Raw genomic sequence first — 18183 nt, forward strand, 5'->3', positions numbered from 1 at the left:
CCATGGCCCTCGCATGCGCGTGAACAGACGGTTAATGTCGGGTGGCAGAGTGATTCGTCGCTTTCATTCCCCAGCAACCTCTTTTGCGCGGTCGTCGCCTTGGCCCCTGTCCGCCTTACCGCCTTGCATCCTCTCGCCAGTGCCGTGACCGGCGTGGCGGCTGGCGCAATCGCGGTTCTCGCCTTGCCAGGAGCGCTGGCCAACGCCACTGGCCTCCTGCTGGCCGGGGCAGGGTTGGCGGCATCGGCCATCTTCTACGAGCGACGTGTCCTTGCGCAGCGCGAGCAGATCTTCGCGGCGATCGGCGAGGTCAAGGTTCGCCTGGCAACCAACGCGATCAGGCTTGACGGTTTGGCGCAGCGTGTCGAGCAACTGCCGATGAGCGAGGCCGATGCCGCGCCGGCACGCGCCGCGATCAATGAACTGACGGCCGAGGTCGGACTGCTCGGCGACCTGCTGCAGCAAGTCGCGACGACGCTGGCCGATCACGACACGCAACTCTCGGCGGCGCAGGCCCGGCGCACCGCCGAAACCGCTCCCCCGCCGCCGGCGCCTGCTCCCGAGCTTGCCCGCGTTGCGCATCGAGAGGCGCTTGCTGCAGCGCGCGCTGAGGCCATTCAGGCCGAGCAGTTGCGCGCTGCAGATGAACGGGCCGCGATCATCAGCACGGCGCTGGCCGAGGGCAAGGTCGAGGTCCATCTCCAGCCGATTGTGCAGTTGCCGCAGCGCCGGACGCGTGGCTACGAGGCGCTCGTCCGTCTGCGTCTCGACGAGAGCACCTTGCTGCTTCCCGCCGAATTCCTGGCGATCGTCGAGGAGCGGGGTTTCGGTCCGACGCTTGATGCACTGGTGCTAACGCGCACGCTGGCGATCGCGCGCCATCTGGGATCCAAGGACGGCGGCCTGTTCGTGGCCTGCAATTTCAGCGCTGCGACCTGGGCCTCGTCGCAGGCTCTGGTGACCCTCTCCCGCATCCTCGACAAGTATCGCGAGCACGCCGGCCATCTGGTGATCGAGATGCCGCAGCGCGTCTTCCGCGCCCTGGAACCGACCAGCCTTGGCCTGCTCGGGGCGATGTCCGCCAATGGCGTGCGCTTCGCGCTCGACCATGTCGGCGATCTTCGCTTCGACCCGGCATCGCTGCATGATCGTGGCATTCGCTTCGTGAAAGTGCCGGCCGCCCTGCTGCAGGCCGAAGCCGAACGCTCGTCGATCGACATCGCGGCCGCCGATCTCGCGGCTCAGCTCGCGCGGGCTTCGATCATCCTCGTCGCCGAGAAGATCGAGGATGATCCGACTGTCGCGGACATGATCGAGCTTGGCGTGACCTATGCCCAGGGGCTGGTGATTTCGCCGCCGCGACCGGTCAAGCCGGAGGTCTTTGCCGATCCCGAGCCGGCGAAGCCCGTCGCTCAGGCGCCCGAGCCGGAGCGGTCCGCCGCACGGATCTCGGCCGAGATTCTGGGCTATCCCACTGCCGGCACATCGCCCGCGGCAGCGCTGCCAGCACCGCCGAGCGGGCCTGCGCAGAAGGGCCCGGCACCCGAGCGCCTGCCGTTCCGCGCCGTGCTGCGCCGCGCCAGCGCCTGACAAAACCCTATCGTTGTCCGTTCCGACAGCCTAAACCGGCACCGTGCTGCGCTGCCGTCGCGCCGCATAGCCCAATTGGTTTCAGTGGAGTTGACCGCTTTGCAGCCTGCCAAGACCGCGCCCACCGTCGCATTGACCGGATTCTCCGAAATCACCGACCGGTTCGATCTCTGCCTGTGCGATATCTGGGGGGTCGTCCATAACGGTGTGGTGGCTCATCAGGACGCCTGCGATGCGCTGGTTGCGATGCGGGAACGCGGTGTTTCCGTCGTGCTGGTGACCAACGCTCCCCGTCCCCGCCGTGAAATCGAGGTCCAGCTCGCACGCTTTGCCGTGCCGGAGGCTGCCTATGATGCGATCGTGACCTCGGGCGATGTCTGCCGGGCGCTGATCGAGGAACGGTCCGGCGAGCCGGTCTTCATGCTCGGCCCCGACCGCGACCTGCCCCTGATCGCCGGCCTGGATGCGCGGCGCGTCTCACCCGCGGAGGCGCGCTACGTGCTCTGCACGGGATTATTCGACGACGAGACCGAGACGGCCGAGACCTATGCCGGACTCTTCGCCGATCTCGTCGCCCGCGATCTCGTGATGATCTGCGCCAATCCCGATCTGGTGGTCGATCGCGGTGGCAAGATCGTGCCTTGCGCCGGCTCGCTCGCGCTGGCCTATGAGGAGATCGGCGGCACGGTGATCTATGCCGGCAAGCCGCATCGCCCGATTTATGAAATGGCACTGCGCATCGCCGAAGCGCGACGCGGCAAGCCCGTTCCGCCGGACCGGATTTGCGCAATCGGTGATGCGATTCGGACCGACATCGCCGGCGCGAACGCCTTCGGCGCGGCGAGCGTCATGGTGCTGGCGGGCATCCACGCCCAGGATCTTGTCGAGAAATCGTGGGAAGAGCGCCACGGCTGGTTCGCAGTGCAGCATCAGCGCCCGGATTACGCGATTCCGCAACTCGTCTGGTGACGTCCCGCCACGCTCAGGCGTGGCAGACCGCTTCCATCTTGACCTTCAGGGTCTGGGCGTTGAACGGCTTGACGATATAGTTGTTCACGCCGGCCTTCTTGGCGGCGATGACGTTCTCGGTCTTCGATTCGGCCGTGACCATGATGAACGGCGTCGTCGCGAGGGCATCTTCCTCGCGCACGCGCTGGAGCAGCTCGAAGCCGGTCATCGGCTCCATGTTCCAGTCGGAGATGACGAGGCCGTATTTCTTGTCGCGCATCTTGGCGATGGCGGTCGAGCCGTCCGACGCATCGTCGACATTCTCGAATCCGAGCTGCTTGAGCAGGTTCCGAATGATCCGGACCATCGTCTGGTAGTCGTCGACCACGAGGATGGGCATGGACGGATCGAGAGCCATTCTGGTGCTCCAAGCGTAACGACGGCAGCGCGGGGCAATACCCGCGCGCGGACCGCCTTCAGTGAGTGGCGACCATGCCGGGAGTGATAGGGCACCGGCGTTTCGAAGCGGTTAATTTGAATGAAAACTGACGCAGGGGAAGCATCTCTCCGGCCGCGGCACCAAAGTCGCATGGCCGAGGCGGCGGGGCTGTGTCATTCTATGTTGCGCCGCAACAAGGGCGGCGCATCAAAATTGCATCGGCAGCCGGACCAATGAACGCAGTCTCCTATCAGGTTCATGCTTTCGAAGACCTCGCCATCGGTCAAAGCGAAAGTCTGATGCGCACGGTGATGGAGCGGGATGTCTCGCTCTTCGCGGATCTCTCAGGGGACGCCAATCCAATCCATCTTTGCGAGCGTTATGCGGCGGGCACGAAGTTCGGCCAGCGCATCGCACACGGAATGCTGACTGCGAGCCTCGTATCCGCGCTGCTCGGCACGAAATTGCCAGGGCCGGGCGCCGTCTACCTGTCGCAAACGCTCACCTTCCTTGCGCCGGTCAAGATCGGCGATGTCGTCACGGCGCGGGTCGAAGTGGTCGAACTCGTTGCCGAGCGTCGGCGCGCGCGCCTGTTCTGTGACTGTGTCGTCGACGGCAAGGCCGTGCTCGAGGGAGAGGCCTGGGTCGCCTTGCCGCCGGCAAAGCCAAAGGCCTGAACCAGGGCGCTTGCATCCGGTGTCCTTGACGCTGCTGGCCTGAACCGCCATTGACTGCCGCGCGCGGGCATGCCCCGCCGAGGCGGAACCCTTCGTGCCATGACCCGTCCTGCCGCCGCGCCGTCTTCCGGCCGGCCTCATGTTTTCGTCCTCGATGGCGACAGCCCGGTTCCGGACAGCTTGCGCGGGGCGGTGCTGGCGCTGGGCAATTTCGACGGTGTCCATCGCGGCCATGCCGAACTCGCGCATGTCGCGGTCGCCATGGCGGCCAAGCAGGGCTGCGAGGCCGCCGCCTTCACCTTCGAGCCGCACCCGCGATCGGTCTTCAGCCCCGAGCGCCCGGTCTTTCGCCTGACGCCACCTGACGTCAAGGGGGAGCTGCTGGCCCAGGCCGGGCTGAAGCGAAGCTTCGTGCTGCCCTTCGATCGCGCCATTGCGGCCGTGAGCGCCGAGAGTTTCGTCGACGACCTGCTGCTCGAGCGGCTGGGCGTCGGCGGGCTCGTCTGCGGCTACGACTTCCACTTCGGCAAGGGCCGCGCCGGCTCGCCCGAGATGCTGCAGGCGAGGGCGGGCGCACGCGGTGTCCCGGTCGCGGTGGTTCCGCCCTATTCCTGGGCGGGGGAGCCGGTCTCCTCGACCCTGATCCGCACCGCGCTGGAAGCCGGAGAGGTCGGCCGCGCAGCAGAGTTCCTGGGGCGGCCCTGGTTCGTGCGCGGCGAGATCGTCCATGGCGACAAGCGTGGGCGCGATCTCGGCTACCCCACCGCCAACATGCATCTCGCCCATGACTGCCGCCTGAAATTCGGCATCTATGCCGTCAGGATGAAGGTCGACGGCGTCTGGCGCGACGGCGTGGCGAGTTTCGGCCGTCGCCCGACCTTCGATGACGGTGCGCCGCGGCTTGAGACCTTCCTCTTCGATTTCGCAGGCGATCTTTATGGCAAGGTTGTGGATGTCGCCCTGATCGCCTGGCTGCGGGGCGAGGAAAAATTCGACTCGCTCGAAGCCCTGATCGTGCAGATGGACAAGGACAGCGCCCGGGCCCGCGCCATTCTGGCGCAAACACCGCCCTTCCTTCCTTAACCTGCCCCTGTTAGAAGCCGTTCATGCTCGCTCATTGCGCCCAGATCATAGAGTTGCTCCGGCGAATTACGGGCCCGGCTGACGCTGCCCTGCGCTGATCGCAGGCGTCCGCGCAAGCCGGGATGACCGCCGCTTTCCCTTGTCCTTAAGGACCGGTGACGCGCCAGCCATGCATGGCCCGCCAGTCCAGCTGCCCGAGCCGGATCATGAACGAACAGTCCAATTCCGCCCCGTCGAAAAGCGTTGATTATTCGCAGACGCTGTTCCTGCCCCAGACCGAATTTCCGATGCGCGCCGGCTTGCCGCAACGCGAGCCGGAACTGCTCGCCCGCTGGCAGAAGATCGAGCTCTATCGCAAGCTGCGCGAGAGCGCGAAGGGCCGCGACCGTTTCATCCTGCACGATGGCCCGCCCTATGCGAACGGCCATCTCCATATCGGTCATGCGCTCAACAAGGTGCTGAAGGACCTTGTCGTCCGCTCGCAGCAGATGCTCGGCCATGACGCCAACTATGTCCCGGGCTGGGATTGCCATGGCCTGCCGATCGAGTGGAAGATCGAGGAGCAATATCGGGCCAAGGGCCTGAACAAGGACGATGTGCCGGTCGTTGAATTCCGCAAGGAATGCCGTGCCTTTGCCGAGCACTGGGTCAATGTTCAGCGCGAGGAGTTCAAGCGCCTCGGTGTCGAGGGCGACTGGGCCGATCCCTACCTGACCATGGCGTTCCCGGCCGAGGCGCAGATCGCCCGCGAGATCATGAAGTTCGCCGAAACGGGCCAGCTCTATCGCGGCTCCAAGCCGGTGATGTGGTCGGTGGTCGAGAAGACCGCGCTGGCCGAGGCGGAGGTCGAGTACGAGGAGCACACGAGCGATACGGTATTCGTGGCCTTTCCCGTCGTCTCCGGGGCCGAGGCTCTGGCCGGCGCCTCGGTCGTGATCTGGACGACGACACCCTGGACGATCCCCGGCAACAGGGCGATCTCCTTCCACCACAAGATCGCCTATGGGCTCTATCGGGTGACCGCGGCGGCCGAGGGCAACTGGGCGAAGGTCGGCGCGACCTATGTGCTGGCGAAGGCCCTGGCCGAGAGCGTGTTCAAGGCGGCGAAGGTCGACGCCTTCGAACTGGTTCGCGATGTCGATGCCTCCGAGCTGAATGGCCTGACCGCCGCCCATCCGCTGCGCGGCCATGGCTACGACTTCGATGTGCCGTTGCTCGACGGCGACCATGTCACCGACGATGCCGGTACGGGCTTCGTCCACACCGCTCCCGGCCATGGTCGCGAGGATTTCGATATCTGGATGGCGAGTGGCCGCAAGCTCACTGAGCGCGGAATCGATACGCTTATCCCCTACACCGTGGATGCCGACGGTCGCTTTACCAAGGACGCGCCGGGCTTCGAGGGCCGGCAGGTCATCACCGACAAGGGCGAGAAGGGCGACGCCAACGACGCTGTGATCAAGGCGCTGGCGGCAAGCGGCAACATCATCGCGCGCGGCCGGTTGAAGCATCAGTATCCGCATAGCTGGCGCTCGAAAAAGCCGGTCATCTTCCGCAACACGCCGCAATGGTTCATCGCCATGGACAAGCCGCTCGGCGACGCGTCGGGCGGCCCCGATGTGCCGTCCACGCCCGGCGGCAACGTCGATACGCTGCGCACCCGCGCGCTCAGGGCGATCAAGGAAACCGAATGGGTTCCCGCGGCCGGCGAGAACCGCATCACCGGCATGATCGCCAACCGCCCCGACTGGGTTGTCTCGCGCCAGCGCGCCTGGGGCGTGCCGATCACCGTCTTCGTCGAGAAGGACAGCGGCACGATCCTCGTCGATCCAAGGGTCAACGCTGCGATCGCCGATGCCTTCGAGATCGAGGGGGCCGACGCCTGGTTCACCGATGTCGACGGCGCGCGCTTCCTGAAGCCCTTCGGCTACGATCCCAAGATGTATGAGCGCGTCACCGACGTGCTCGATGTCTGGTTCGATTCAGGCTCGACCCACGCCTTCACACTGGAGAAGCGGCCGGATCTGCGTGCCCGCCGGCGCGGCGAGGGCGGCAATGACCGGGTGATGTATCTGGAAGGGTCTGACCAGCACCGCGGCTGGTTCCATTCGAGCCTGCTCGAAAGCTGCGGCACGCGCGGCCGGGCGCCCTATGACATCGTGCTGACCCACGGCTTCTGTCTCGACGAGAAGGGCGAGAAGATGTCGAAGTCGAAAGGCAACGTCACGGCGCCGCAGGACGTCATCAAGGAATCCGGCGCCGATATCCTGCGCCTCTGGGTCGCGGCGGCGGACTATTCCGACGATCTGCGCATCGGCAAGGAAATCCTCAAGACCTTCGTCGAGACCTACCGCAAGCTGCGCAACACCATGCGCTGGATGCTCGGTACGCTCGCGCATTTCAGCGAAGACATCCGCGTCGCTTCGCCGGCGTCGATGCCCGAGCTCGAGCGCTTGATGCTGCACCGCCTTGCGGAGCTTGGGCCGCAGGTCGAGGAGGCCTATCGGACCTATGATTACAAGCGGGTCGTGACGCTGCTCTCGCAGTTCATGAACACGGAGCTGTCGGCCTTCTATTTCGACGTCCGCAAGGACGCGCTCTATTGCGACCCGCTCTCGAGCCATGTCCGCAAGAGCGCGCTGACAGTGGTCGACCATCTCCTGCGCTGCCTCGCAACCTGGCTGGCGCCGATCCTGGTCTTCACCACCGAGGAAGCCTGGCTCGAGCGCTATCCGGAGCAGAAGGCGCTGGGCGGTTCCGTGCATCTCGAAGCCTTTGCCGAGGCTCCGCAGAGCTGGCTCGATCCGGAGCTGGCCGAGCGCTGGAGCAAGATCCGCCGCGTTCGGCGTGTCGTCACGGGGGCACTCGAACTGGAACGTGCGGCCAAGCGCATCGGCTCTTCGCTCGAGGCTGCGCCGGAGGTTCATATCGCCGATCCCGATCTGCTGGCGGCGCTGTCGGGGGTCGATCTCGCCGAGATCTGCATCACGTCGGGTGTCAAGGTTGTCGCGGGCGAAGGGCCGGAGGATGGTTTCCGGCTTCCGGAAGTGCCCGGCGTTGCTGTCGTCCCGGTCCGCGCCAGCGGCGTGAAATGCGCCCGGTCCTGGAAGTATTTCGATCCGGCGACCGCCGAGCGCGACCATCCCGACGTCACCCCGCGTGACGCCAGGGCCTTGCGGGAGCTGGGCAAGGCGGCCGGGCGATGACCTCGCTGCGCCGCTTCGGGATTGGGATCGTCGCGCTGGTCTTCGTGCTGGACCAGGCGTTGAAGCTCTGGCTGGTCTTCGGCTTGCATCTCGGTGAAACCGGTCCCTATGAGCTGACGCCCTTCATGACCATCGTGCTGGCCTGGAACCGCGGCATTTCCTACGGGCTGTTCCAGCAGGAGGGGAATTTCGGGCCCTGGCTGCTGGTGCTGCTGTCCGTCGTCGCCGCCATCTGGCTTAGCCGCTGGATGTGGCGGGCAACGGACCGGCTGACGGTCGCAAGTCTGGCGCTCATCGTCGGCGGCGCGCTTGGTAACGGCGTCGATCGGGCTGTGTACGGCGCCGTCGTCGACTTCGTTCACCTGCATTATGGCAGCTTCAGTTGGTACATCTTCAACATTGCCGATGCGGCTATCGTTGTCGGTGTGCTCGGTCTCCTGTATGAGTCCTTCCGCCCTGACGCCTCAAAGTCTGCACGGGCTTGAGGCGCGTCGCCATGCTTTTGCCCTTCCCTTGGTGCAACACGGCGAAACACGGACAGGAACGCAGGTTCCTTCACGGAGGTTTTGAGATGGCCCATCGCGCTCGCGCAATCCGCATCCTGCTCGCTGGGAGCATGATCGCGGTCGCGCTTCCCGCCTCGGCTCAGGAAGGCATGTTTTTCCAGAACGCAATGCGGACCTTTGGTCTGATGCCGGGGGAGGGGCCCGATATCGAGTATCGTCAGCGCCCGCCGCTGGTCGTGCCGCCGTCTTCCGCCTTGCCGCGCCCGCAGGATCCGGCTTCGCAGCGTACGGCGGCATGGCCGAATGATCCTGATGTTGCAGCCCGCCGCGCAGAGGCCAAGGACGCGCTGATTCCGGCGACCGAGCGCGAGAAATACAAGCTGAACCAGACCCCGCTGCTCAGCCAGCAGGAACTGCGTCGTGGCCGCGTGACCGGTGGCGGACAGTCTCAGACACCGCCGGAGACCCAGAGCAAGACCTTCGAGGAGAATATCGGCCCGATCCGCGCCGGCCGTGAATTGGCGGCGCGCCAGGCCGCCACCGACACCTCGAACCTGGTGCACGGCCAGGAGCCGCAGCGGCGTTTGCTGACCGATCCGCCGACGGGCTACCGTAAGCCGGCTGGTACGGCGCCACTTGGGCCCGGCCGATCGGGGCCGCGTGAAGACACCAACAGCACGGGCCAGAAGGAATTCGTGCAGGGTCTGCCGACGCCGACCACGCCCTGACCCTTCGCTGCGAAACCGTGATGGCGAGCGCCGCGCGCTGGCGCGGCGCGTAATTGCGCCTATATCGAAGGTCACTCCTGCCGCGAAGGTGCCACCCTGCAATGACGGTTCATACTCCGACTGCACGCTTGTCGGTTCCAGTCGAAGCCTTCAGGCTCGCCAACGGGCTTGACGTCGTGGTCGTGCCGGACCGGCGTGCGCCGGTCGTCACCCATATGGTCTGGTACCGCAATGGCTCGGCCGATGATCCGGCCGGCAAGTCCGGCATCGCGCATTTCCTCGAGCACCTGATGTTCAAGGGCACGGCGCGCTGGCCGGCCGGCGAGTTCTCCAAGATCGTCGCGGGCTATGGCGGACAGGAGAACGCCTTCACCTCCTTCGATTACACCGCGTATTTCCAGCGCGTGCCGAAGGAGCATCTGCGCGCCATGATGGACTACGAGGCGGACCGGATGACCGGGCTCGCCTTCGACGAAAGCGTGGTCGCGCCCGAGCGGGATGTCGTTCTCGAGGAGCGGCGCATGCGCGTCGACGCCGACCCGGCGGCACAGCTGGGTGAGGAGTTCTCCTCGGCGCTCTTCGTGCATCATCCCTATGGCACGCCGATCATCGGCTGGGAGCACGAGATCGAGGGCCTGACGCGCGACGACGCCTTCACCTACTATCAGCGCTTCTACACGCCGGAGAACGCGATCCTGGTCGTCGCCGGCGACACCGATCTCGACGAGGTGCGCACTCTTGCCGAGGCCACCTATGGCCAGATCGCGGCGCGTGGACAGGCACCGGTGCGCAAGCGCCCAGCCGAGCCCGCCCCGCGCGCGGCCCGCCGGGTCTCGCTCAGCGATCCGCGTGTGCGCCAGCCGTCCCTGCGGCGGGGCTGGCTCACGCCGACCTATCTCAGCGGCGATCGGAGCGAGGCATTCGCGCTCGAACTGGTGGCCGATATCCTCGGCGGCGGCACCACGTCGCGGCTCTATCGCCAACTTTGCGTCGAGCAGGAACTCGCAGCCGGTGCCAGTGCCTATTTCATGGGCTCCATGGTCGATCGCGCTGCCTTTCAGATGTCGACCAGCCCACGCCCGGGCATCGACATGGCTGCGCTGGAAGCTGGCCTGGATGTGGCGCTCACGACCTTCCTTGCCGATGGGCCGAGCGAGATCGAGTTGAGCCGCGCTCGCACGCGGCTGGTGGCTGAGACCATCTTCGCCCGGGACAGCCAATCTTCGCTCGCTCGTATCTTCGGCGCCTCGCTGGCCGTCGGCGAAACCGTCGAGGACGTCCTGGCCTGGCCGGAACGGATCGAAGCCGTGACACGCGAGGCCGTCATCGAGGCCGCGCGCCGCTATCTCCGGCCCGACCGTTCGGTCACCGGGCTGCTCTTGCCGGCAGCTTGAGCCCGCGCCCCCTTTCTCATGTGGGTGGGGTGATACCGTCCCACCGTCAGGAAGCGACATGAACGCGCCCATCCCCACCCCGGGTTCCACGCTTGCCGGTCCCTCGGTGGCGGTCCAGCAGGTCCGCTCGACCTCCGGTATCGAAGCCTGGCTGGTCGAGGAGCACAGCCTGCCGCTGATCGCGATCGATTTCGCCTTCGACGGTGGTGCGACACGCGACCCCGAGAATGCCGCCGGCAGCGCCTATCTCGTCTCGGGTCTGCTCGATGAGGGGGCTGGCGATCTCGACGCCGAGGCTTTCCACGGCCGGCTTGCCGACCACGCCATCAGCCTCGGCTTCGATGCCCGTCGCGACGATTTCCACGGCCATTTGCAGACCCTGTCGCGCCATCGCGACGAGGCGTTCTCGCTGCTGACCCTGGCGCTGAACGCGCCGCGCTTCGACGCTGATGCCGTGGAGCGTGTGAAGTCGCAGGTCGTCGCTGGTCTGCAGCGTCAGGCGCAAAATCCTGAAACACTCTGCCGCAACGCCCTCTACGCGGCGGCCTATCCGGGCCACGCCTATGGCCATCCGGAGAAGGGCGATATCGACAGCGTCTCGCGCACGCAGCCTGACGGATTGAAGGTGCTCTCGCGCGAATTGCTGACCCGTGCCGGTCTCAAGATCGTCGTGGTCGGTGACATCACTGCGGAGGAATTGGCGCAGCGGCTCGATCAGCTCTTTGCCGCGCTCCCGACCGGCACCGCTCGGCCGGTCCCGACCGAACCCGTTCCCGTGCAGGGGCTTGGCGAGACGCATGTCATCGATCTCGATGTGCCGCAGACCGTGCTGCGCTTCGTCGGCCCGGGCCTGATGCGTCGCGATCCGGATTTCATCACCGCCAGCGTGTTGAACCATATCCTCGGTGGCTCCGCCTTCACCTCGCGCCTGTTCCTTGAAGTGCGCGAGAAGCGCGGCCTCGCCTATGGCGTGTCGTCGAGCCTGCTGCCGCTGCGCGAGAGCGCCATGCTGATCGGCGGCACTGCGACGCGCAACGATCGCGCGGCCGAGTCGCTTGCCGTCATTCGCGAGGAGATGATGAAGCTTGCCTCCGAGGGGCCGACCGAGCACGAGGTCGAAGAGGCCAAGCGCTACATCATCGGCTCCTACCCCCTGCGCTTCGATACTTCGCCGAAGATCGCTGCCGAGCTGCTGGGCCTGGCGGTAAACGGCTTCGGCCCGGAATTCCTCGCCGAGCGTAACCAGCTCTTCGCCGCCGTGACGCTCGCCGACGTCAAGCGCGTTGCGCAACGGCTCTTCGGCGACCCGCGCCTGCTCGTGCAGGCCGTTGGTCGGCCGGTCGGCCTCGTCTGACGGCGCAGTGCCGCCATTCGCTTTTCCATCAACCCAATATGGATACCAGGCCATGCTGCAGCAAAGCTTCGACCTCGCGCTCGAATCCGGTGTCGGCGCCGGCGGCATCTCCGACGCTGCCTTCGACAAGGCACTGGCCGCTCTCGTGCCCGCGCTGGCGCGGCTGAAGGGCGAGGCGGACGCGAAGTCGCTGCCGCTGCTGGGATTGCCGGCCGATACGGCCGATCTGGCGCCGGTCCATGCCGCCGCGAAGCGCCTGCGTGAAGGCGCGACCGATATCCTGATCTTCGGTACGGGCGGCTCCAGCCTCGGTGGCCAGACGCTGGCGCAACTCGCCGGCTACGGCATTGCCGGCCTGTCGAGTTTTGCGCCCGCGCCGCGTGTGCATTTCATCGACAATCTCGATCCTGAGACATTCGCCTCCCTGCTGACGAAACTGCCGCTCAAGTCGACCAGGTTCGTGGCCATCTCCAAATCGGGCGGCACTGGAGAAACCCTGCTGCAGAGCATCGCGGCGATCACCGCGCTGCGCGCCGCCGGTATCCCCGATGGCGAGATCGGCTCGCATTTCCAGGGGCTCTCCGAGCCGGCCAAGCCCGGCAAGCTGCACCCGCTGCGCGCCCTGCTGGAACCGTTCGGTACGCCCTTCCTCGAGCATCATACCGGTGTGGGGGGGCGTTATTCGGTCCTGACCAATTGCGGTCTGCTGCCGGCCGCAATCCTCGGCCTCGATATCGAAGCCCTGCGCAAAGGTGCGGCCAAGGCGCTTGCTCCCCTGCTGGCGGGCAAGGGCGTCCGCGAGGTACCGGCGGCCCTCGGTGCGGCCCTGCACCTCGCCGCCATGCGCTCGGGCAAGGGCATCGCGGTGCTGATGCCCTATGCCGACAAGCTCGCCCTGTTGACGCGCTGGTGGGTCCAGCTCTGGGCCGAGAGCCTCGGCAAGGACGGGCAGGGCACCCAGCCGGTCGCGGCGCTCGGGCCGGTCGACCAGCATTCGCAGCAGCAGCTCTATCTCGCCGGGCCGAAGGACAAGTTCTTCACCGTTCTGACCGTCAGCACCAAGGGCAAGGGCCCGGGGATCGACGCCGCTCTGGCGAAGAAAATCGGCGAGGACGGTTTCGCCGGCAAGACGATCGGTGACCTCGTCGCGGCGCAGGGCGTCGCCATGGTCGACACCTTCGCCAAGAACGGCCGCGCGGTGCGCCGCCTCCATGTCGATCATGTCGACGAGACGGTGCATGGCGAGATCCTGATGCACTTCATGCTGGAAACAATCCTGACGGGCTACGCCATGGGCGTCGATCCGTTCGATCAGCCGGCAGTCGAAGAGGCAAAACTCCTCGCCAAGCGCTATCTTGCCGAAGGGCGCGGCTGACGATTCGGGTCTCCGCGCTCGCTCCCTTATTGCCGGGCCCAGCATGACCGTTCGCCGCCTCGATCCCATCCTGGTCGATCGCATCGCCGCCGGCGAGGTGATCGAACGGCCGGCTGCCGCCGTGAAGGAGCTGGTCGAGAACGCCATCGATGCCGGCGCGCGCGCGGTTGCCGTGACCATTGCGGCCGGCGGCCGCGAGCTGATTCGCGTCGTCGATGACGGCTCCGGCATGTCGCCCGAGGATCTGGCGTTGTCGGTCGAGCGCCATGCCACTTCGAAGCTGCCGGATGGCGATCTCTTCGCGATCCAGTCTCTCGGCTTCCGCGGCGAGGCGCTGCCGTCGATCGGCTCGGTGGCGCGGCTTGCGATCACCACGCGCCGGCGCGAGGCGTCGCAGGGGCACGGCCTCGTCGTCGAGGCCGGTGAGAAGGGCGTGGTGCGTCCGGCCGCGGCAGCGCCCGGCACGCGCATCGAGGTCAGCGATCTCTTCATCTTCACCCCCGCCCGCCTCAAATTCCTGAAGAGCGATCGGGCGGAGGCGCAGGCCGTCTCCGAGATGCTGCGGCGGCACGCCATCGCCCATCCGACCATCCGATTCTCGCTCGAAGGTGATCATGTCACCGGCTTCGACTGGCCGGCCGAGGCGATCGGCGAGGAAGGGCTGCTGCGCCGGCTGTCGCGCGCGCTTGGCCGTGATTTTCCCGAGAATGCGCTGCGGCTTGACGTGGCGCGCGAAGGCATTCGGGTCACCGGTTTCGCCGGACTGCCGACCTTCCATCGCGGGACCTCGGCCGGCGTGCATCTGGCGGTCAATGGCCGGCCAGTGCGGGACAAGCTGCTGCTCTCCGCGGTGCGCGGCGCCTATGCCGACGTCGTGCCCTCAGACAGGCATCCGATGTTGTTCCTCGATGTGATCTGCGACCCGCGCTTCGTCGACGTCAACGTCCATCCGGCCAAGAGCGAAGTCCGCTTCCGCGACCCGGCGCTGGTTCGCGGTCTCGTGGTCTCCGGCCTGAAGGCCGCCCTGGCAGAAGCCGGGCACCGCGCCACGACGACAGGCGGCGCCCGGACTCTGGAAGCATTCCGCGCGGTCTTCTCTGGCACAGGGCAGCCGTCGGTGCAGCGTCCGGTGCTGCCCTCCGCCCCTGCCTGGGCGCTGCCATCGGCCGGTTTCGGCGAGGCACGGCAGGCCGATTTCACCGGTTTCGCGACGCCATCGGCCGATGCGCGAGCTCATGTCGCCGAGCCGGCGCAGGATGCCCTCGACCGCCCTCTCGGCGCCGCGCGGGCGCAGGTCCATGAAACCTATATCCTCGCCCAGACACGTGACGGCATGGTCATCGTCGACCAGCACGCGGCGCATGAACGGCTGGTCTATGAACGGCTGAAGGCCGAGAGGGCCAGGACAGGTATTGCCCGCCAGGCCCTGCTGCTGCCGGAAGTGGTCGAGCTCGATCCGGTCGACGCCGATCGCCTGATTGCTGTCGCCAGTGACCTGGCCTCGCTCGGCCTGACCATCGAATCCTTTGGGGCCGGTGCCGTGCTGGTGCGCGAAGCGCCGAGCGCGCTGGCCGGCGGCAATCTGCAGAAGCTGGTGCGCGACGTCGCCGATACGCTCGCCGAGCATGGCGATTCAGGCTCGCTCGAACGGCGCCTCGACCATGTGCTGGCGACGATGGCCTGCCACAACTCGGTGCGCGCCGGCCGCCGGCTGCGGCCCGAAGAGATGGACGCGCTCCTGCGTGAGATGGAAGTCACGCCCAATTCCGGCCAATGCAACCACGGCCGCCCGACCTATGTCGAGCTCAAGCTGAACGATATCGAGAAGCTGTTCGGGCGCCGGTGAGGCGCGCTCAGCGCGCTCGCAGGATCGCGACCTGGGTCTCGCCATAGTCGCGTCGCTCCAGCGCCTCGAAGTCGCCGGGCAATGCGATCTCGACCCCCGCCGCTTCCTCGAGCACGATCAGCGCACCAGCCGCCAGCCAGCCGCCCTCGCGTGCCGAGATGAGTGCCTTCTCGCCCAGGCTCTTGCGATAGGGTGGATCGCAAAAGACGAGCTGGAAAGGCGCCATCGGCCCGATCGGCCCGAGTTTGGTCGCGTCGCGGCGGAAGATGCGGCTCAGGCCGGCGAGCCCGAGCGCCATCTGGTTCTCGCGGATGAGGCCGCGTGCCTCAGTGCCGTCATCGACCAGCAACGCAAAGCCCGCACCGCGCGAGAGCGCTTCGAACGCCATCGCGCCGGTCCCGGCGAAGAGATCGAGCACGCGCGCGCCCTCGACCACATCGTCATAGGCATGGGCGAGGACGTTGAAGAGCGATTCGCGCAACCGATCGGAGGTTGGGCGGATCGTGCCGATACCCGGCTTGGGCCCCGCGAGGGGCCGGCCGCCGAAGCGGCCGCCGACGATTCTCATCAGGCGCTACTCTCAGTCACGCTTGCCGCGGCCGCCGCCACCGGGACGAGGTCCCTTGCCGCCGGGCTTACCGCCAAAGGGGCGTCCGCCGCCGGGCTTGCCACCGGCGCCGCGCCCGTGCGGACGGTCGCCGGACGGCCTGCCGCCGCCTGGCCTGTCGCCGAAGCTGCGGCCCCGCGGACGATCATCGCCCTGACGCTCGGCAAAGGGACGGGTGGGGCGCTCGCGCCCTTCACGGGGTGCGCGCTCGGGGCGCTCGCCGCGTGGCGCGCGCTCCTGCCATGGACGCTCGTCGCTGCGATCGTGTCCGCCGGCACCCTCTTCGCGTGGACGGCGTTGAGGCCGGTCGCCAAGGCCGCGGGGCGAGGCGCTGCGCTCCTGCGAGCGCGCTCCACGGGCCCCCGGCCCAGAACGCTCGGCACGGGGGGCGCGGGCGGGCGCTTCCTCTCGTGCCGGCGCGCTGACACGCTCGACCAGCACGCGCCGTCCCTTCGGATCGGCGATCGCCTTGTCTCGCCTGCGCTCGATCTGGCCGGTCGCCTCGCGGGCCTGGCGCTCCTCCTTCGGATCGGCACCACGCCTTGGGGCCGAGCGGCGCTCACGTTGTGGCTCAGCCTCCTCATCGCGCCAGACCGTGCGCTTCCACGGCTTCTCGCTGCGGGTGTCCTGCGAAACCGGACGTCCACTGCCGCGCCCGCCACGCTCCTCGCCACCCTCGCGGCGGCGCGGGCGATCCTCGCCCGCAGGCGCGCGCCGGGGCGCCGCTGGCAGCTCATCGCGGCGCGGCGCCTCGAAATCGACGCCGGCCTTGGCCATCAGCTCTTCGCCGAGCTGGTCCTTGATCACGCGGGAGCGGATCTCGTCGATCTCACCCTCCGGCAGATCGCCGAGCTGGAACGGCCCGAAGGAGACCCGGATCAGCCGGTTCACGGCAAGGCCGAGATGCTCGAGGACGGTCTTGACCTCGCGGTTCTTGCCCTCGCGCAGGTCGACCACGAGCCAGGTGTTCGAGCCCTGCTCGCGTTCGAAGCGCGCCAGGACGGGCCCGTAGCTGATGCCGTCGATGGTGACGCCGTCGCGCAGCGTGTCGAGCTTGTCCTGCGTGATGCTGCCGAAGGCGCGCACGCGATAGCGCCGGAGCCAGCCGGTTTCCGGCAGCTCGAGCACGCGGGCAAGGCCGCCATCATTGGTCAGCAGCAACAACCCCTCGGTGTTGATGTCGAGGCGGCCGATCGAGAGAACGCGCGGCAGGTCCTCGGGCAGCGCCTCGAATACGGTCGGGCGGCCTTCGGGATCATGGTTCGTCGTCACCAGCCCGCGCGGCTTGTGATAGAGCCAGAGCCGCGTGCGCTCGCGCGCCGGCAAGGGCTCGCCATCGACGAGGATCACGTCGGTCGGCCCGACATCGAGTGCCGGGCTCTCAATCACCTTGCCGTTCACGCTGACGCGGCCTTCGGCGATCATCGCCTCGCAATCGCGGCGCGAGGCGACGCCGGCGCGCGCCATCACCTTGGCGATGCGCTCCGGCTCGATCGAGGGCAGGAGGACTGCGCCCGGTGCCTGGGGCTCGGTATCCTCGCGACGCGGGCGATGGGCCCGGTCTTCGCCGCGGGGACGGTCGTGCCGTTCGGCGCGAGGCCTGTCGAAGCGCGGTGCGCCAGCATCCCGGTCGCCGAAGCTCCTGCGGGGGGCTGCCCCTTCGCGGGGTGGACGGCTCGTGCTGCGCTCGCCCTCGGAGCGAGCCCGGAACGGCCTTTCGCCACCCTCGCGCGGCGGACGTGGGGCGTCGTCGCGCCGGCCGGCCGGCTTGTCGAAGCGACGGGTGGGGCGTTCGCCGCCTTCGGATGTCCTGTGTGAGGGGCGATCATCTCCCGAGCGCGCACGAAACGGGGCGCGTTCGCCCTCGGTCCTGGAACGGAACGGCCTCTCGCCGCCCTCGCGCGGCGGGCGCGGGGCGTCGTCGCGTCGGCCGGCAGGCTTGTCGAAGCGCCGGGCAGGGCGTTCGCCGCCTTCGGATGTCCTGTGCGAAGGGCGATCATCTCCCGAGCGAGCACGAAACGGAGCGCGTTCGCCCTCCGTCCTGCTGCGGAACGGCCGTTCGCCGCCCTCGCGCGGCGCACGCGGTGCGCCGTCGCGCTGGCCGGCTGGCTTGTCAAAGCGACGGGCGGGGCGTTCGCCCTCGTTCCCGGCATCGCGGCGGGGCCTGTCATCGCCCGAACGGCCACGGAATGGCGGGCGATCTCCGCCCGAAGGTGGGCGACCGCGTGACGGGCCACGGCCTTTGCCGTCGCCTCCGCCAAACCCGCCGCCTTTGCCGCCAGCTCCACCGCCCTTGCGTGGACCACGGCTTTTCTGGTTGTTGTCGTCGCTCATCATCGCTCCTGCACAGCCGGCGCTTGTAGCAGAGCGTATCATGCCTCGCGAGCGCCAAAGCAGAGGTTTCATGCTGCAATCGAAGCGTGCCGAGCT

General features: G+C 67.5%; 14 protein-coding genes. 11 read left to right on the forward strand and 3 right to left on the reverse strand.

Annotation, left to right across the window (positions count from 1 at the left end):
* The first annotated feature begins 99 nt into the window (after positions 1-99).
* The gene (locus tag AB4099_RS22935; RefSeq protein WP_441479741.1) at positions 100-1590 is read left to right on the forward strand and encodes an EAL domain-containing protein; all 1491 of its coding nucleotides are present in this window, start codon (positions 100-102) and stop codon (positions 1588-1590) included.
* A gap of 84 nt (positions 1591-1674) precedes the next feature.
* Positions 1675-2559, forward strand: a complete 885-nt coding sequence (locus AB4099_RS22940) for a TIGR01459 family HAD-type hydrolase (protein ID WP_441479742.1) — start codon at positions 1675-1677, stop codon at positions 2557-2559.
* Between the two features lie 13 nt (positions 2560-2572).
* Here the strand turns inward: AB4099_RS22940 and AB4099_RS22945 are convergent, their stop codons facing one another.
* A complete protein-coding gene (locus tag AB4099_RS22945) occupies positions 2573-2956 on the reverse strand; it encodes a response regulator (RefSeq protein ID WP_043231142.1) in 384 nt (127 codons plus the stop codon).
* Positions 2957-3210: 254 nt separating this feature from the next.
* Between AB4099_RS22945 and AB4099_RS22950 the strand changes: the two genes are divergently transcribed.
* The 9 genes from AB4099_RS22950 to mutL all read left to right on the forward strand — a co-directional run bounded on the left by AB4099_RS22950 (position 3211) and on the right by mutL (position 15146).
* Positions 3211-3654 carry a MaoC family dehydratase gene (locus AB4099_RS22950; protein ID WP_113515314.1) on the forward strand — a complete coding sequence of 148 codons (444 nt, stop codon included), beginning with the start codon at positions 3211-3213 and terminating at the stop codon, positions 3652-3654.
* Between the two features lie 99 nt (positions 3655-3753).
* Positions 3754-4737, forward strand: a complete 984-nt coding sequence (locus AB4099_RS22955) for a bifunctional riboflavin kinase/FAD synthetase (protein ID WP_441479743.1) — start codon at positions 3754-3756, stop codon at positions 4735-4737.
* A gap of 206 nt (positions 4738-4943) precedes the next feature.
* Positions 4944-7943 (forward strand): isoleucine--tRNA ligase, encoded by a 3000-nt coding sequence (gene ileS / locus AB4099_RS22960; RefSeq protein WP_441479744.1) that lies wholly within the window; start codon positions 4944-4946, stop codon positions 7941-7943.
* Positions 7944-7948: 5 nt separating this feature from the next.
* Entirely contained in the window at positions 7949-8428 is a 480-nt protein-coding gene (gene lspA, locus AB4099_RS22965) for a signal peptidase II (protein WP_441479774.1), read from the forward strand.
* Positions 8429-8514: 86 nt separating this feature from the next.
* Positions 8515-9177 carry a hypothetical protein gene (locus AB4099_RS22970; protein WP_113515318.1) on the forward strand — a complete coding sequence of 221 codons (663 nt, stop codon included), beginning with the start codon at positions 8515-8517 and terminating at the stop codon, positions 9175-9177.
* A 101-nt stretch (positions 9178-9278) separates the two neighbouring features.
* Positions 9279-10571: a M16 family metallopeptidase gene (locus AB4099_RS22975; protein WP_441479745.1), complete on the forward strand. Its 1293-nt coding sequence runs from the start codon at positions 9279-9281 to the stop codon at positions 10569-10571.
* Between the two features lie 58 nt (positions 10572-10629).
* A complete protein-coding gene (locus AB4099_RS22980) occupies positions 10630-11925 on the forward strand; it encodes a M16 family metallopeptidase (RefSeq protein ID WP_441479746.1) in 1296 nt (431 codons plus the stop codon).
* Between the two features lie 52 nt (positions 11926-11977).
* Positions 11978-13300, forward strand: coding sequence for a glucose-6-phosphate isomerase (locus AB4099_RS22985; RefSeq protein ID WP_441479747.1), 1323 nt, complete (start codon positions 11978-11980; stop codon positions 13298-13300).
* Positions 13301-13343: 43 nt separating this feature from the next.
* The gene (gene mutL, locus AB4099_RS22990; protein ID WP_441479748.1) at positions 13344-15146 is read left to right on the forward strand and encodes a DNA mismatch repair endonuclease MutL; all 1803 of its coding nucleotides are present in this window, start codon (positions 13344-13346) and stop codon (positions 15144-15146) included.
* Between the two features lie 7 nt (positions 15147-15153).
* On the opposite strand, the gene AB4099_RS22995 is transcribed toward mutL, so the two are convergent.
* Together AB4099_RS22995 and AB4099_RS23000 are read right to left on the reverse strand one after the other, a co-directional pair.
* A complete protein-coding gene (locus AB4099_RS22995; RefSeq protein WP_441479749.1) occupies positions 15154-15714 on the reverse strand; it encodes an RsmD family RNA methyltransferase in 561 nt (186 codons plus the stop codon).
* A 12-nt stretch (positions 15715-15726) separates the two neighbouring features.
* Positions 15727-18087: a pseudouridine synthase gene (locus tag AB4099_RS23000; RefSeq protein WP_113515417.1), complete on the reverse strand. Its 2361-nt coding sequence runs from the start codon at positions 18085-18087 to the stop codon at positions 15727-15729.
* Positions 18088-18183: the final 96 nt, after the last annotated feature.

Origin of the sequence: Allobosea sp. 2KB_26 (assembly GCF_052115715.1) — a bacterium.
In the GTDB taxonomy this organism is placed as follows: domain Bacteria; phylum Pseudomonadota; class Alphaproteobacteria; order Rhizobiales; family Beijerinckiaceae; genus Allobosea.